Source organism: Ochrobactrum sp. MYb379 (assembly GCF_037479515.1).
Lineage (GTDB): Bacteria > Pseudomonadota > Alphaproteobacteria > Rhizobiales > Rhizobiaceae > Brucella.
Window position 1 is genome coordinate 87279 of the sequence record NZ_JBBGYW010000006.1, and the last position, 15789, is coordinate 103067.

Below are 15789 nucleotides of genomic sequence, written 5' to 3' on the forward strand. Positions count from 1 at the left end.
GGCTTTCAAAAACCGACCTTATCCTCCCCGGGCAGGGCTGTCTGTCGCTTATCGATGGGCAGCCCGATCCGAACAAATGGGTGTTTGATGAAGAAGTTGTTTTCCAGCATGAGAGATGGTCGCGGTTTCGACATTATGTTGATCGCCGTACCGTTTCTATTTTTGTTCGTGCTGGCTGGCTTGCCGCTGATTTATAATGTGATCATGAGTTTTCAGGAAGTCGACATGTTCAGTCTTGGCACGTTTGTCAGGCCTTTTGTTGGCTTTAAAAATTATATCGATCTCTTTCGTCAGCCCGAAACTCTTCCGATTTTGACGAATACAGTTGTATTTGTTGTCGCTTCAATCGCGGGACAGTTTCTGATCGGGTTTGGATTGGCACTCTTTTTCTGGACAAATTTTCCGGGTTCGACATGGCTTCGTGGTTTGTTCCTCGTATCCTGGGTGATGCCAGGACTTGTGGTTGGAGCAGTTTGGAACTGGATACTTTCAGGCGATTTTGGAGTTCTGAATTTTTTTCTGCGTGAGGGAGGTATTATTAATGCCAACATTTTTTGGCGCTCAGATCCGTCATTCTCGCTATGGGCTGTGATAATAGCCAATGTTTGGTTAGGCACGTCCTTCAATATGATCCTGTTGTCGGTTGGATTGGCTGCGATCCCGGATGATCTTTATGAAGCCGCTGAGCTTGACGGCGCGAATGCATGGCAGCGCTTTTATACAATAACATTGCCAATGATGCGGTCCACGATTGGCGCAATCATTGCACTTGGATTGATCTTTACGCTCCAGCAATTTGATCTTTTTGCAGCCATTACCGATGGCGGGCCGAATAATACGTCAAATGTTGCACAATATTGGGCATGGGATCTGTCGTTCCGACAATATGACTTCGGTAAAGGTGCGACTATCTCTGTCATCATGATTGTTTTCGTCATGCTGGCTTCGGTCGTGTATGTGCGTTCAACACGACATGAGGTACGCGGATGAACATGAAAACCCGCAACCGTCTCATGCTGGCAATTGCCCTCGTTTTAGCAGCTATTTATCTCTTTCCGCTTTACTGGATGTATATAACATCTCTCAAAAGCGGGTCGGAAATGTTTGCGAATCCACCAACTCTATTGCCTCATTCCGCTCAATGGGACACGTATTCCAATGTATGGCAAAGCCGGAATATGGGCCGATATTTGTGGAATTCTGTGGTCATAGCATTGGGGGCCGTCAGCCTCATCAGCATACTCGGTGTTGGCTGTGCTTATGTGCTCGCCCGCTATCGCAATGTCTGGGTTGATATTGGATTGTTCCTGATCCTGATGCTTCAGGTGCTGCCTGCCTCATTGATGATTACGCCAATTTTTGTTGGCTTTTCTCAGTTCGGCTTGCTCGATTATCCGCGCTTTGCCGTTATCTTAGCTATTGCTGCCAAAAGCATGCCGTTCTTTGTTGTGCTGGTGCGGGCGACTTTCATGGCTGTTCCGCAGGAACTGGAAGAAGCTGCACTTGTAGATGGTAATTCGAGAGTGGGGGCATTTTTTCACATCGTATTGCCGCTAGCCCGCAATGGTATTCTTGTTAGTGCTATCTTGATTTTCATGCAGGCCTTTGGAGAATTCGTTTATTCTAAGTCCATCATTCAGGCTGTGGAGTTTCAACCGGCAAGTGTTGGACTGAACTCCTTTATGGGGCCAAATACAAGTGAATGGAACAACATCATGGCTTACGCGACCATGTATGTAACGCCCATTCTCGCTCTGTTCATTCTCTTGCAGCGCCGCATTGTGTCCGGCCTAACCTCGGGAGCGCTCAAATGAGCCTGCAAATCGAACTGTCCAACGTTAATAAACATTATGGTAATTTCCACGCACTCAAAGATATCAATCTGGCAATCAAGAAAGGTACCTTTGTCGCTCTCGTTGGCCCATCTGGCTGCGGGAAATCCACGTTGCTCCGTTCGCTTGCCGGGCTTGAAACGATATCGGGCGGAGATATGCGGATTGCGGGGGCGCTGATGAATGGTGTGCCACCACGCAAGCGTGACGTAGCGATGGTCTTTCAGTCTTATGCACTTTATCCGCATATGACAGTAGAACAGAACCTGACATATTCCCTGAGAATACGTGGCGTTAACAAAGCCGAAGCTCGGAAAGCGGCAGAAGAGGTTGCAGCGACAACCGGGCTTTCCCATCTTATGAAGCGTTACCCGCGCGAGTTGTCAGGCGGTCAGCGTCAGCGTGTTGCAATGAGCCGAGCTATTATCAGGCACCCGCAGGCGTTTTTATTTGATGAGCCGCTTTCCAATCTCGACGCTGCATTGCGCGTTCATATGCGAAAGGAGATCCGAGCACTGCACGATCGCCTTCATGCGACATCAGTTTATGTGACCCATGATCAGATAGAGGCTATGACAATGGCCGATCATGTCGTGGTCATGCGCGATGGCATGATTGAGCAGCAAGGATCGCCGGTAGAACTATATGACAAACCGGTGAACCGTTTCGTAGCCGGTTTTATTGGTTCGCCTGCGATGAATTTCATACCTGCAAGTGTGGGCGCTGATGGGCAGGCGCTTATGCTGGAGATCGGAACAATTGTGACGAAGCCATTGCGTTCGCCGCAGACTTTGGAGGCCGGCCGACGTGTTATTACGGGCCTGCGACCTGAGCATATTAGCGTCGTGCCATTCGGAGATGGGCGCTTGAATCTTGAAGTTGCAGCAGTTGAGACAACCGGTTCATCAACGTTCATATCGTTGAAGACTGAACCTGAAATTTCATTTGTGCTGCAAGGACGAAGTGATGTACAGGCAGGTGATCAGATTGGACTCTCATTCGATTTGTCTGCACTCCACCTGTTTGATGAGAAAACGGGCCATCGTATTTGAAGGTTAAGGTCCTCCTTGTAAAAAATAGGGATTTGATGCGATGAATATTCATGAAATCCTATCGTCATAGGTCGCAACCTTCTGGAAAAGTCGGATTAGATCTCGCTAATTACTCAAGAACAGTTTTGCGTTTACCGCAGGATGCCTTTCGATACTTATGCCGAAATTAACCGGCATCATGTTCATCATTCTGTGGTCAAAGCATAGGCCAGATCCATTGTTTAGTTTCATATGGCGTATATTGCCCCTCCAGAAGTTCGATTAATTTTTCATGCCGATCGTGAAACAAACTTCAAAGCTGGATTTATAATTTTCGATATGAATATTACAACTGCAGTACCTAATATGAACCCAAAAACTCCATCAGCAAAAGCCGTAGCAATCCAATTTATCATGCTTGCAAGATTTATGGTTACCTGGCCGGACAGCATAGCTGCTAAAGTAGAGATACCTTCAAAGGGTTGGTGAATGCCAAATTCGTGGAGACTATGTATAAAGATGTTACCACCAACCCAAAGCATTGCTGCCGTTCCAATGATGGTCAAAAGGTGCAGTAATTTTGGTACTCCATGCACTGTCAATCGGCCGATGGTTCGCGTTACCGAAAAACGCCCCTTTCTAGCCAATAAGACACCGAAATCATCAAGTTTCACGATGACTGCGACAACGCCATAAACTAAAACGGTAATCATGATACCGACCGTAATCAGGGTTCCAATCTCGACCCAGATAGAATTTGTTTCGATCATGGAGAGCGCCAGCGTCATGATTTCAGCAGAAAGAATAAGGTCGGTTTTAATGGCACCTGCGACGCGCTTCTCTTCAAGTGCGGTAGGGTCTTTATCGAGACTTCCTTCAGCATTTGCGTGGTCGTGACTAGGAAATATCTTGTGCCAGACTTTTTCAGCGCCCTCAAAACAAAGATAAGCACCACCGATCATCAAAAGTGCGGTGATTGCTATCGGCATGAAATAATCTAGCAATAAAAGCGCAGGGATCAGCAAAGCCTTGTTACGCAAGCTCCCGAGCGCGATTTTTCCGACCATTGGTAATTCGCGCGCAGCCGTTATGCCAACGACATAATTCGGTGTAACAGCGGCGTCATCAATCAAAACGCCAATCGTCTTCGTGCCAGCCTTTGCAGCATTTGCCGCTATATCATCAACAGAAGCCGCTGCAATTTTAGTAATCGCGGCGACATCGTCTAGAAGGGCCAAAAAGCCACTCATCCTATTCGTTTCCTTATTAACCGATGGCACAAGGATTAGCACATCAAGAGATAATTTGCTTTGAGTATCACAACTGATCGTAAAAAGCTCGAATCTTACCACTAAGATTAATTGATATCCGTATTGCAACAAATGAGATAAATAAGCTTAGTCAGATTGACATTCGCCTTATCTGGTCGAAGTCCTCGCGAAACTGTGCTAGCGCATCGTTGCGTTTTCCACTGTCTGGTATTCGTAAAATATAAGAAGGATGGACGGTCACAAGAAGTGTTCGTTTATCTTGAATAGCTATTGTCTGACCACGTATATCCTCCAATTTATCTTTCTGGCCGGTGAGAGAAAATAATGCGGTGGAACCCATCGCTACGATTAGCTTTGGCTGCACAATATTTATTTCCTGTGTCAACCACCAGCGACAGTGCTCAATCTCAGTGGTATTTGGCCGCTGGTGGATGCGTCGCTTCCCGCGCGGTTCATACTTAAAATGTTTAACTGCGTTGGTAAGGTATAGCGTATTTCGATCTAAACCCGCTGCCGAAAGGGCTTCATTCAAGACGCGCCCGGCAGGTCCGACAAATGGCTGCCCTGCAAGATCTTCCTGATCACCCGGTTGTTCGCCGACAATCATGACACGCGCACTGGTTGGACCTTCGCCAAACACCGTTTGTGTGGCACGGCAATGAAGATCGCACCGATTACAATATCGCGCACTTTTCTTAAGAGCGTCAATCGTATTGACCTCATCGACCGGCGCGGTCGGAATACGGACAGCACCTTTTTGTAGGCGATCATGGAATGGCAATGGGTTAGTGGCTTGCTTCTGCCCCATCTCAACCACCCTGGCTTCGGCACCTGCAATCAGGCCAGGAATGAGGTCTGCCTCTGGAAGGTTCTTCCAATATTTCTTCGGCATTTCCGTCATCATCATCTTTACCTTCAATCGCGCTGGGTTGAAGGTAGATGCATAGTAAGTACGCCAAAGTTGCTCCGTTTCATCATTAATGTCTGGCTTGATAGCTGGCTTAGATGAATAACGCAGGTTTTGACCATCCCAGGAAGCGGATCCGTGGGGGGTAGTGATTATCCAATCCATATCATTGAAACGACGCTGGAAAAACGGAGCAACTCTCTCAACAATGAAATGATCTGGTTCAAACCATGCCATAAATCGCCTACGACCTACGACGTCTATTGGAAGAGCTATTTCCTTAAACCGAACGAAGGCTGTCATTTTATGATAATCACGACTAACAGATTTTAGCATGCGATGTGCAACCGCAACGTCTGCGTCCGACTTCAAATCCAATAAATGTCGTTCTGACCCTAAGCGGTAGAGAAGCTTATATAACAACCCAAAGCGACTAGGGTCGGAATGACAAATCACGGCTTCCGCTAGCCGAACAAATGCCAGAGGAACATTGATTGCGGCAGCGCCACTCTGCTGAGCAGTTTCACCAAATTTTGAGTTGTTATCCTGATCAAACAATCCCTGACGTTCATCTCGGAGTCGCCAGTCAATATGTCTCGGTTGAACATTCGCGAGAAGAAACTGTCTCGCAGCATCCCGCCACTCGGAAAAATCCCCACGCCCCTCAAGGAAGCAGGTTTTTATCATAGCAGCGACAATTGCTGCGGCTTAGGCATGAACATTGACCTTAGATCTGTTCGATCAATCAGCCGATGTGGAGACCAGCCTTCGGCTAAAATAAAGGTCTGTACCTTTTTCAAAGATACGCCGAGCCGGCCTATATCTTCGAGCCGCAAGCGTTTGAAACGTCGTGATGATACTATAGAGTTTACCGTTTTCGTGCCGAAGCCTGGCACACGAAGCAGAGCCTCTTTCTCAGCACGATTTACATCTACTGGAAAACTTTCACGGTGGCCAAGTGCCCAGGCCAATTTGGGATCTATATCCAAATCGAGCATTCCATCGGCCGATGAAGAGGTAATTTCGCTGATATCGAACCCATAAAACCGATATAGCCAGTCGGCTTGATATAGCCGATGCTCCCGCATGAGAGGAGGCTTGATCAACGGTAAGTTTTTTGAAGAATCCGGGATCGGACTGAATGCTGAATAGTAAACGCGCTTCAATCCGTAACTACCATAGAGCCGAGCACTTGTACCAAGGATGGTCGCATCGTTTGCAGAATCAGCACCGATAATCATTTGCGTGCTTTGACCTGCCGGCGCAAATCTACGCCGCCGCTTGGTTTGTAGGCTCGGTTCAGCCATATCCTCAATTTTCATACGCAGATTTCCCATTGATCTGCGAATGTTTTCTGGCCGCTTTTCAGGTGCGAACTTGCTGATACCTGCGTCCGTTGGCAATTCGATATTAATCGACAAACGATCCGCATATAGCCCCGCCTCATCGATCAGTTGCGGCGAGGCTTCCGGAATGGATTTAAGATGAATATATCCCCTAAAATTATGCGTGGTGCGGAGCTCTCGGGCGATGCGCACCATTTCTTCCATGGTGTAATCAGAAGAACGAATAATACCCGACGAAAGAAACAAGCCTTCGATGTAGTTGCGTCGATAAAATTCCAGCGTCAACCACACGACTTCTTCAGCGGTAAACCTCGCACGCTCGACATTGCTCGATGATCTGTTGATGCAATAAGCACAGTCGTAAATGCAAAAATTTGTCATCAAAATTTTCAGAAGCGAAATACATCGGCCATCTGGCGCGTAAGCATGGCAGATGCCGGAGCCTTCTGTCGAACCAAGTCCGCCAGATGATGCGGAATTTCGTTTAACAGTGCCACTCGACGCGCAAGAAGCATCGTACTTTGCAGCGTCAGACAGAATGGCCAAGCGTTCTTTAAAAGACTTTTTCATCAATTTGTTCACTATCTGTTCCGATATAAAATGTCAAGACTAGCGCCGCGCTCGTTTGAAGAGATCCGATAAATACAGGGTCATTTTTTCCGGAATTGCTGTGCTGGTTCAATTTAAACGGTTGGGCTCTGTTAGTCATGAAACGATCTATCAGTTTTTGTATGCTGCTGATAATCGGTAGTGGATAGGGTGGTTAGGGTACTACAACCTGTGCCAAATGGTCCGCCGATCAATCACCTCTGATCGTGGTACTAAGTTCACAGAATGGTCTTATCTGCAGAATGGGATTGGGTCGCAAACATGGTTCTGTAATTAACAGCCACACTTGCAGAAAGGCGCTGTTGAGAACACCAATAGGCGCACAAGACGCTGGCTTTCCCGTAACCTTGATCCGCTCGCTCTCAGTCATCGAGATCTCGCATTCATCTGTCATCGCCTCAACAATACGCTGCGCAAACATTTGCCCTATAAAATAACTGCACAAATCTTTCCGAAAAAAAACTAATCGTAAACAAGCATCGTTGTGCATAAATTAGAACGGCAAAAAATCGCGCTTCAGCATGACTTTCCATTAATCGCCAATAAAAATGACAGGAGCTTCAATATATGTCTCAACAACTTGTTATATACCAGAAAAAGACCAAATTAATTATCGGCGGCTTAGTTATGGCAGCTATGGCGGTTGGCATGGTTGTTATGCTCTGGATCGGCCCCAATCCTGATTCAATCTTTCGCTTTTACCGTTCACCTCTAATGGTCTACGGACTTGGATGTGTTGGCTTACTACTGTCTCTCTGGTTACTCTGGTTTGCTATGAAGAGCCTGGGTAAACCAAAACCGAGGGTAATAATTTCGGATGACGGCTTAATTGTTGACGGTTTCACAGGGCGTTTTGCTGGAAGATGGAGCGATTTCACTGGTTACACGATAAAGAACAAATCTATTTTCATTATTTTACACAAGGATTTAGATACATACATTGCATCTCTTCCATCTGGCCGACCGAAACAAACTGCAGAGGCACTCGCAAGACGGTTTGGAAGTCCTTTTATTATAGAAACATCAATTCTCGAAACCGAGATGAGTACGGTCGAAAAACATTTGCAGAACCATCTCAGGAGCACAGACTGATCTGTACCTCGTAATACAGCGACAAAGGGAGATCGCTCCTTTGGAAGAAAAGGGGTTCTTCAAGCTCGCACGATAAGGGCCAACACCGCGGCGGCTCTTATCGTGCCAACGTCCGTAAACTCCCCCTTAATTCAAAACTCTCTCACAATAACAACTTTGGCTAAAGCAATTTACAAGTGCTCGCTCGTCTATCTGTTATGGATATAATAAGACTTGTAATCATTCTGGTGTTTGATTTTGCTTCGTGCATAAAAAGGGGAATAGCAATGCTTAAAAAATTATCTTATTTGGCTATCTCATTTTTACTTTTTTGGACACCAAATGTTTCTCTTGCTCAAGATAACGTTAACTCAGAGTTTCGCGGCAAGTACAATCATTCCCTGCAGTGTGGCGCCTATATGGGAAACTTCACAATTCTAGCCCAAAAAATTGACGACCAAAAACTGGCGGTAGCTTTTGAAGCCGCTACTGAACGTTATATGTATGAGATTGTGAACTATGGCGGCAAGCTGGGTATGACAAAAGATGATGCCGTTGACGAATTGAAGAAGCTGGCTGCCTCGCTTGAAAAAGGCCGATCTGGTTACAGCGAGAAAGACATTGCAAACATGACGAAATTTTGCGCGCCTGAAATTCTTCCGCTGCTTGAATAATTTGCTGCTAGGCGCTGAACCTTGTCAGAATAACCCTTTCCTGCAAAATATAACTTAGTCGCTAAGCACTCGCTGAAGCTTCAAAGTCAGCAAAGGGGCCGCGAGCGGGTTGGCAATTTTAGAAGCTTCCGTTCTTCCGGCGACCTCAAATAACACCTTACAGCTATAAGTATTATGCCTAGGGTGGCGATGGCCTCAGTTCAGCCAACCCGAAATCGGCTTCCGAAATTGACGGTTAAAAGGAGGCTGACATAAGCGGCGATCGCTGCTTTGATCAAATCGCCTGGTACAAAGATCAGATTGCCTATAGTTGCCTCTGCGAGTGTCAGACCTGCCGCAAAAGCAAGCCAGGCGATCCCGAAAGCGTGATCGATAACAACACCCAGGGCTGCTGCAACGAAAAAGCCGAAGGCCAGTTGCCCGCGGCCAGTGATGCGATGAGCCACCTTGTCAGAAAACCAGCCCGTTACAAACGCGGCCGGCAGGAAGCCGACAAGATAGCCGGCTGTCGGGCTGAGAAATACTACCAGACCGCCTCGTCCTCCAGATAAGACTGGCAGGCCGACTGCGACAAGCACCCAAAGCAGAAGCACGGTCAAGGCACCCCCGCGGGCGCCCAGCACGGTTCCGGCCAAGAGTACACCCATGCTTTGCGCATGAATGGGGACGGGAAAAAAACCGATCATGATGGGCGGGATCAGCCCCAAAACGACGATGATTGCTGTAAACAGAGCGATGAGAACCAGGGACCGGGTGGACATTCTTTGAACCTCTATTTGCGCTTTGGTGCGGTAGTGCGAATATTACGGGCGTCAATGGCATTGGCGATTTCGTCGGCGCTCATGATCGTAGCGATGATGATTGGCCCGATGATAGTGGATGGGCGCAGCTTAAGCCCTCTGGCGCGATGCGCATCGACGACATTCCGGTAGCGCGCGTGGATTTCGGGCACGAAGCGGACGACGAGGCCTATGGCCAATCCGATGTCTCTTGCATTGGCAATGCCGAGCTTTTCCAGTGGACGGGCGAGGCTTGTAATGGTGTCTATAAACTGTCCGGCTGTCGTGGTTACGGTGACGACAGTAGCAAACAGGCTGAGCGACCCCAGCCGAAGCAATATGATCGAGGTTGCTTCCGGACCTCGAGTAAACAGTGTCCAGATGCCCAACGCGACAATGGTGAGGAGGAGTGGCCAAGCCTTGATCCACTGTACAAACGCGGGGCGGCAGCACAGCAGCGTTACTGCGACCAGCGCTCCAGCCAGCCAGGCCAAGACGAGAGGGGAGGCCAGCGCGAACAGCAGTACGCTAAACGCGAAAAGCGCAAAGAGCTTGGCTTCCGGTGAAATTCGGTGGATCAGACTTTTATCCGAGGTGTTCAAGATCATCACGCAGCGAGCTTCAGATAACGGCCGACAGTTTCTGCGGCGGAGCCATCATGAACGAGAGTACCTTCGTGAAAGAGGAGCACGCGCGGGAAATCCGCAACAAGCGCCAGATCATGGGTTACGACGATGACATCCTCGTCGAGGGTTTGGATCGTCCGCTCGACAAGGTTTCGGTTGCGAAGATCAAGTTGATTGGTGGGTTCATCCATGATGATAATGTCAGGAGCAGTCGCGAGTACTGCCGCGAGGGCCGCAAGTTGCACTTCCCCGCCCGACAACTCATGCGCTCGTCGCTCCAAAAGGTGAACTATACCGACACGCTCAAGCGCATCCAATACGGCTTGATCGATCTCAGCCCTGACAAGACAGCGCGACTGGAGGCTAAGTGCAATGTCCTCCTTTATTAGGGGCAGCACGATCTGATTTGCCGGGTTCTGAAATATGTAGCCAACTGCTGCACGGGCTTGGGCGGCATTCGTTGACGTATCATGGCCGTTCGTGATGACGCGGCCAGATGACGGCAGCAGAAGCCCGTTAATAAGCCGTGAGAATGTACTTTTCCCAGAGCCGTTTAAGCCAATGATGCCAATGCGCCTCTCGGTCAATCTCAACGACAGCGGCTGTAGCACCACGCGCCGATCAAAAGTCACCTTGGCGTGATCAAATACAATGTCCATTGTCGGAACCCAATTGTTGCGTGAGTGACCTCGCTTGTCGTGGTAAAAAAGTCAAGGTTCATGTGCGGGCCAGCTTTGGAAAAGCTATCCCAGGTGCATCATGCCTGTGGTGAGGGTATCTGATTAGGCTGCATCCTCCGGCCATGCTGGAGAGCGAGCGCCGTGATGTTTGCGGTCAAGGCCGCTTCATCATCCGGGGGGCTTGGCGATCTTGCGCTGAGGAAAACGATGCTGGTCAAGAACTCGGCATGCCCGACGTTCACGAACCTTCAGTTCAGCAATCACATCATCAACGCAAGCGCGGCGAGGGGCGGGGCTTAGAAGTTTTCCTTCGCGACCGCGGCGAAAATCAGCTTGTCGCCCTCAGCCCATTGTACTCTTACCGCCACCGGTAGTATGTAGCTTTCGTCACACCTATTAACAAGCTCGAACTAGCCATTGATTTTCCTTGCGTATTCAGCACGTCAACCTGACGGAATTTCGTAACCATCTCTTACGCTTTTTGTCTTTTCACTGCCATTTCCATATCCTTCTGAGGCTTATAAGCCATACGTCATGAAAGATCACTTCGCAGTGGCAGACCGCTGGCGGAACCGATCTGGGAGCGGCTTGCCATGAGCCTCGACATCGTGCAGGCGCGAAGGACACCCGATAAATCAGACCATTCAGAACTGGAATTTTCAACTTATGATCTCTTATCTGGGAGAAGAAGAGTTCCATGAAAAGCATCGAAGTTGTCAGAAGCACAGATTGCGTTCGTATTGAAGCAAGCAGAGGATGGCACGCCTATTGATGAGGTCTGTCGTAAGGCCGATATTTCTTGCCATCGCATTTTTTTGCCGTGGCAGTGCAAAAAACAGTGCCGTCAAACGTCTTAGTAATAGAGAGCTGATTTCCGAGCCAAATTGGCAGAAATATCTGCTCGCTACGAGGGACAAACGACATGACTGATGCTGTCATACAGGGGCACCTGGTTAACCTGCTTCGCGCTGCAAGCCTTAAAGTGCACGCGATGCTTAGTGACGAGCGTTCTGCGATGCTTGTAAAAAAGCAGTACCAGTTTCATCGAGACAGTGATGCTCTTTATCAAGATGCGGAGTTTGCATTTTGCAGCATTCATGCTTTGGCGAACGAAAAACTCTCATGACCGTATCAGATCTAACCGCGAATGATACCAGTGTGCCTCAGTCGACATATCCCAATGATCGCCAACGCGCAGGCTATCTCTCATTGGGGCTTCTATCGGTAGTAGCAGCATTAATTGGCCAGAGACTGCCTTTGATGCCGTCTGCCATTTTTGCCTTTTATGCTTTGCTTTGCTTTTTGCAGCTTTCACCCAAAATATTAGCTTGGGTTCGAGCGACAAGTATTACGCGTCGTATCATGAATGCATGGAAAGCCTTGAACGCTTTGCCTTCGGCATTCAGGTGCTCCCTGCTTGCAATCGTCGTCCTGATTTGTCTTACAGGGTTGGCTTTTGACCCGCGTATGGCTGGGCTTGAACTTTCGATGAATGGGCTTCTATGCGCTGTTCTCATACTATTTATGGGGCCGAAGGATAGTAATATAAGAGACGATACAGAGTAATATGTTTACGATGAAATTTGCCAGAAATGTTGAGTTTTTAATTGAGATCCTCGTTCTTTGCGCATGGGCAGGCGCTTATAATGCCGTGAAAACGCATAAGGTGGCGCTGGCGACCAGCGCCACGAAAAATCATGCAGCGCAGATCGTGATGAAGCTAATCCGCCATGGATTTCTCGTTGACGCATGCGGACGTAGTAATCTTCTGGAGCGTCCGGTAGATTCAGGGGAGGGCGCATAATGACCGGTGGTGACGATAGCGTACAAACCGTCAGCCGGGCTGCATATATCGCTCTTTGGGTGGGAGCAGGGCTGATCGTGTTGTCTGTGCATATTGGAATAGCGATGTGGTTGTTGCGCGAGCCTGAAATGCTGGCTGCTGATAACACGCCGCCCGCTGCCATTATGATTGAGCTCGCCGACACTCCGGAAGCGGCCATGACCGAAGAGAATGAAATCTCGCCTGATCAGGAAACTTCGGATGCTAGCGCTCCCGCTGAAAAAGTTGAGGAACCTATTGATGAGCCGGTTGAACAGGAAGTCGTTGAGGACGAACCGGAGCTTGTTGACCAAGAAGAGCCTGAGCAGGAATTGACGCAGCTTGATAACGTCCAGGTTCCGCTTCCAGTTGCTAAACCAAAGCCACCTGAACCAAAAAAAGAAATCGATAAAAAAGAAAAGCCGGTAAAAAAACGCCAGAAACAGCAAGTCGCTTCAAAGCAGGCCGTGCAGGCGCAAGCACAGGTCACCCAATCAAACCGCAATGCGGCACGGCAAACGGCCTCTGGATTGTTTGCATCTTCCGTGACACCGGCGCGTTGGCAATCCCGCCTTATGGCGCATCTTGAACGCAGAAAGAAATATCCTTCCGGTGCGAAATCACGTCGTGAAGAGGGGGTGGTATATGTTCGCTTTCGTATAGACGACACTGGCAAGGTCTTATCGACTTCGCTGGCTAGATCCTCGGGCTGGCCGGAATTGGATAACGAAGTTCTTTCGCTGGTACAGCGCGCTTCACCCGTTCCTGCGCCACCGCCAGGCGTGAACAAGACTATCACTGCCCCCGTTCGCTTCAACAGGAGATAAGAGGCTTTTTGCGTAAACTGGTATTGATAAAGTCGTGACGTAGTAGCCCGCCGCTTTCCCTTCAGCAATGCATGCGAGAGGATTCGGACATATGGGCATGAAGTTAATCGAAGGTTGAATTGGCTGTCTCAGAATGGGTGAATTGTTGTTAAGCGGCTCAGCCATTCAAAACATCGTATGACAGCGCGGTCGGGATGACGAAAAATCTTAAGTGAAAGACATAGACATAATTCGTATATAAAGAAGCCAAAGCCTTGCGATTTATACCTAGGCGCTCAGCAAAAAAAGGCGTACTTATACACCAACGCCTTATCCGGCTGGTTTTTACCCCTTCTTAAAACTTTCAAAAACGGCACGTTCAGAAAGTTCAAATTATAAGTTGAGTTAATTGGTATTGTATTGCGAAGTTCATTCGTTTGGATTATGAGCGATGCTGGTTGTGATAATCCTCATCCAAGGCATCTCGTACAAATGAAGCTAGATTCAACAGACAGCGCGGAAGAGCTTATTTCGGTTTATTTCCGTCAGTTGAAATGGCTGCGTGATGCACTCAAAAGGCGAATAAGTTCGCATGAGTTGACGGAAGATGCGTTGCAGGAAACCTGGTTGAGGCTCGCATCATTAAAAAGCAAGCCACCAGAAATTCGTGACCAGCGCGCGTTTATCCTCAGAATTGCTGGCAATATCGCAATTGATTTGCTCCGCAAAGACAGGCGCCACAATGCTGTATGTATTAGCGACGAGGACGTGCTGGCGGCGATAGCTGATAGCTATCCATCGCCTGAAACGTTTGCTTTAGATCGTGACAATCTTCGACAACTTGTAATCGCGCTTATGCAGATATCGCAAAAGGCACGTTCGGCTTTGCTTCTCGCTCGTTGTGATGGGCTGTCTCATCGGGAAATTGCTGAGCAGCTTGGTGTTTCTGAAAGTATGGTTGCTCGCTATCTTGCACAGGCGCTTCGTCATTGCCGTGATCATTTCAGAAATCTGCAATAATTTATCCCTCCTCTGTGTAAGATTGCTCTTTGTGTTTCGTCTTATAAAGGTAAGTTCATGCGACCGCTTTCCAAACTCTTTGGCAGCGTCGGTTTTTAGAGCGCTGATCAATTGATGAATTCTGCTAGAAAAAAATTTGATACTGATATTGGTCTCAGTGACACCGCGATTGATTGGGTGGTGAAGCTCAGTTCCGGACGTGCGACGACAGAGGACAGAGTACAATTTGATTTATGGCGACAGCAGAGCGATGAACACGAATTGGCAGCACTGGAGGCCGAAAGCCTTTGGTATGGTATAGGTTCAACGGGTAGCCATATACGCAAGACCGAACGCAATACCAGAATTACGCGCCGGACCATCCTGGGCGCTGCAGTGCTTGGCGCTACTGGCATAGCGTTTGAGCGTGTCGGTATTGTTGGCCCACGCCTATATGCCGATTATGTAACAAGCTCAGCCGAACAGAAAACCGTACTACTATCCGATGGCTCGACCGTGTTTATGAATGGAAATACCGCGTTTTCAGCGCGCCTAACCGGGTCCGAACGCCGACTTTTCTTATTTGAAGGGCAAGCCTTGTTTAAGGTGGCGAAAGATGCGTCGCGTCCGTTTATCGTTGAAGCTGGTGGCGGCGAGACGCGTGCTATTGGAACAGAGTTTGATATCGATATCCGCCCTGAAAACGTTGCCGTGACTGTTACAGAAGGAATTGTTAGCGTTTCCAATAGTTCGAAGCCTATTGAACAAGATAGTGATCGTGTCCGAGCAGTGGCAAATCAGCGTGTTACGTATCGGCCTGACAACGTGCCTTCGGTGCCGGAGGATATTGATGCGGAAATGGAAACGGCTTGGCTTCGCGGCAAGCTGATATTCAATTCAAAGCCCTTGGGTGAAGTTGTCGCTGCATTGTCGCGCTATCAGTACGGTAAGATTTTCATCGCCAATGGTCGGCTTCGATCGCTCAATGTCACCGGCGTTTTTGATTTAACACAGCCTGACACAGTGCTCGATACGGTTGAGAAAACATTGCCTGTTACAGTGACACGCATGCCTTTTGTCACGATCCTTCGATAAAAATTTAAAGCTATGAAATTAGATGATTATAATAATCAACTTTTTTGAGATTTGCGGTGTAAGATTCAGAAATTGATTTCGTCCTTGAAACTGAGAGGGCTGTTGAAGATGCGCAAGCACCGGATATCAGCTGAGAATAATGATCAGGACGGGCGAAATTTTATGCGCAGTGTATCAACCACAAATAATAAGCGGTCTCTTTCAAGAGCTGTAATTAAAGCTGGCCTATTCGCGTCAGTTG

General features: G+C 48.3%; 17 protein-coding genes and 1 pseudogene. 11 read left to right on the forward strand and 7 right to left on the reverse strand.

The window, feature by feature from the left end:
• The first annotated feature begins 87 nt into the window (after positions 1 to 87).
• From WH356_RS14410 to WH356_RS14420, 3 genes are read left to right on the forward strand one after another with little or no spacing between them, the layout of a single operon-like run.
• The gene (locus tag WH356_RS14410) at positions 88 to 990 is read left to right on the forward strand and encodes a carbohydrate ABC transporter permease (protein ID WP_339511925.1); all 903 of its coding nucleotides are present in this window, start codon (positions 88 to 90) and stop codon (positions 988 to 990) included.
• Positions 987 to 1814, forward strand: a complete 828-nt coding sequence (locus tag WH356_RS14415) for a carbohydrate ABC transporter permease (RefSeq protein ID WP_339511927.1) — start codon at positions 987 to 989, stop codon at positions 1812 to 1814. The genes WH356_RS14410 and WH356_RS14415 overlap by 4 nt, the downstream gene beginning before the upstream one ends.
• A complete protein-coding gene (locus WH356_RS14420; RefSeq protein ID WP_339511929.1) occupies positions 1811 to 2884 on the forward strand; it encodes an ABC transporter ATP-binding protein in 1074 nt (357 codons plus the stop codon). Before WH356_RS14415 ends, WH356_RS14420 begins: the two co-directional genes overlap by 4 nt.
• Positions 2885 to 3153: 269 nt before the next feature.
• Here the strand turns inward: WH356_RS14420 and WH356_RS14425 are convergent, their stop codons facing one another.
• The 3 genes from WH356_RS14425 to WH356_RS14435 all read right to left on the reverse strand — a co-directional run bounded on the left by WH356_RS14425 (position 3154) and on the right by WH356_RS14435 (position 6957).
• Positions 3154 to 4113 carry a DUF808 domain-containing protein gene (locus WH356_RS14425; protein ID WP_339511931.1) on the reverse strand — a complete coding sequence of 320 codons (960 nt, stop codon included), beginning with the start codon at positions 4111 to 4113 and terminating at the stop codon, positions 3154 to 3156.
• 151 nt (positions 4114 to 4264) lie between these two features.
• Complete coding sequence (locus tag WH356_RS14430; protein WP_339511933.1) at positions 4265 to 5728, reverse strand: UdgX family uracil-DNA binding protein; 1464 nt, start codon at positions 5726 to 5728, stop codon at positions 4265 to 4267.
• Positions 5725 to 6957: a putative DNA modification/repair radical SAM protein gene (locus WH356_RS14435; protein WP_339512082.1), complete on the reverse strand. Its 1233-nt coding sequence runs from the start codon at positions 6955 to 6957 to the stop codon at positions 5725 to 5727. Before WH356_RS14435 ends, WH356_RS14430 begins: the two co-directional genes overlap by 4 nt.
• Before the next feature lie 606 nt (positions 6958 to 7563).
• Between WH356_RS14435 and WH356_RS14440 the strand changes: the two genes are divergently transcribed.
• Both WH356_RS14440 and WH356_RS14445 read left to right on the forward strand, forming a co-directional pair.
• Positions 7564 to 8088, forward strand: coding sequence for an STM3941 family protein (locus WH356_RS14440; RefSeq protein ID WP_339511935.1), 525 nt, complete (start codon positions 7564 to 7566; stop codon positions 8086 to 8088).
• A 266-nt stretch (positions 8089 to 8354) separates the two neighbouring features.
• Positions 8355 to 8741, forward strand: coding sequence for a hypothetical protein (locus WH356_RS14445; protein ID WP_339511937.1), 387 nt, complete (start codon positions 8355 to 8357; stop codon positions 8739 to 8741).
• Between the two features lie 200 nt (positions 8742 to 8941).
• Here the strand turns inward: WH356_RS14445 and WH356_RS14450 are convergent, their stop codons facing one another.
• From WH356_RS14450 to WH356_RS24105, 4 genes and pseudogenes are all read right to left on the reverse strand, one after another.
• Positions 8942 to 9502, reverse strand: coding sequence for a biotin transporter BioY (locus WH356_RS14450; RefSeq protein ID WP_339511939.1), 561 nt, complete (start codon positions 9500 to 9502; stop codon positions 8942 to 8944).
• Between the two features lie 11 nt (positions 9503 to 9513).
• A complete protein-coding gene (locus tag WH356_RS14455) occupies positions 9514 to 10128 on the reverse strand; it encodes an energy-coupling factor transporter transmembrane component T (RefSeq protein ID WP_339512084.1) in 615 nt (204 codons plus the stop codon).
• Positions 10128 to 10805 (reverse strand): energy-coupling factor ABC transporter ATP-binding protein, encoded by a 678-nt coding sequence (locus WH356_RS14460; protein ID WP_339511941.1) that lies wholly within the window; start codon positions 10803 to 10805, stop codon positions 10128 to 10130. The genes WH356_RS14455 and WH356_RS14460 overlap by 1 nt, the downstream gene beginning before the upstream one ends.
• Before the next feature lie 137 nt (positions 10806 to 10942).
• A pseudogene (locus WH356_RS24105) lies at positions 10943 to 11295 on the reverse strand (IS3 family transposase); the annotation flags it as partial.
• A gap of 453 nt (positions 11296 to 11748) precedes the next feature.
• Between WH356_RS24105 and WH356_RS14465 the strand changes: the two are divergent.
• The 6 genes from WH356_RS14465 (at position 11749) to WH356_RS14490 (ending at position 15548) form a co-directional block, all read left to right on the forward strand.
• Positions 11749 to 11952, forward strand: coding sequence for a hypothetical protein (locus WH356_RS14465; RefSeq protein ID WP_339511943.1), 204 nt, complete (start codon positions 11749 to 11751; stop codon positions 11950 to 11952).
• Entirely contained in the window at positions 11949 to 12392 is a 444-nt protein-coding gene (locus tag WH356_RS14470; protein WP_339511945.1) for a DUF454 family protein, read from the forward strand. Before WH356_RS14465 ends, WH356_RS14470 begins: the two co-directional genes overlap by 4 nt.
• Positions 12393 to 12402: 10 nt before the next feature.
• Positions 12403 to 12630 carry a hypothetical protein gene (locus WH356_RS14475; protein WP_339511947.1) on the forward strand — a complete coding sequence of 76 codons (228 nt, stop codon included), beginning with the start codon at positions 12403 to 12405 and terminating at the stop codon, positions 12628 to 12630.
• The gene (locus WH356_RS14480; RefSeq protein WP_339511949.1) at positions 12630 to 13475 is read left to right on the forward strand and encodes an energy transducer TonB; all 846 of its coding nucleotides are present in this window, start codon (positions 12630 to 12632) and stop codon (positions 13473 to 13475) included. Before WH356_RS14475 ends, WH356_RS14480 begins: the two co-directional genes overlap by 1 nt.
• Before the next feature lie 471 nt (positions 13476 to 13946).
• Complete coding sequence (locus tag WH356_RS14485; protein ID WP_339511951.1) at positions 13947 to 14474, forward strand: RNA polymerase sigma factor; 528 nt, start codon at positions 13947 to 13949, stop codon at positions 14472 to 14474.
• A gap of 114 nt (positions 14475 to 14588) precedes the next feature.
• On the forward strand, positions 14589 to 15548 hold the full coding sequence (locus WH356_RS14490) for a FecR family protein (protein WP_339511953.1): 960 nt from the start codon (positions 14589 to 14591) through the stop codon (positions 15546 to 15548).
• The last annotated feature ends 241 nt before the right edge of the window (positions 15549 to 15789 follow it).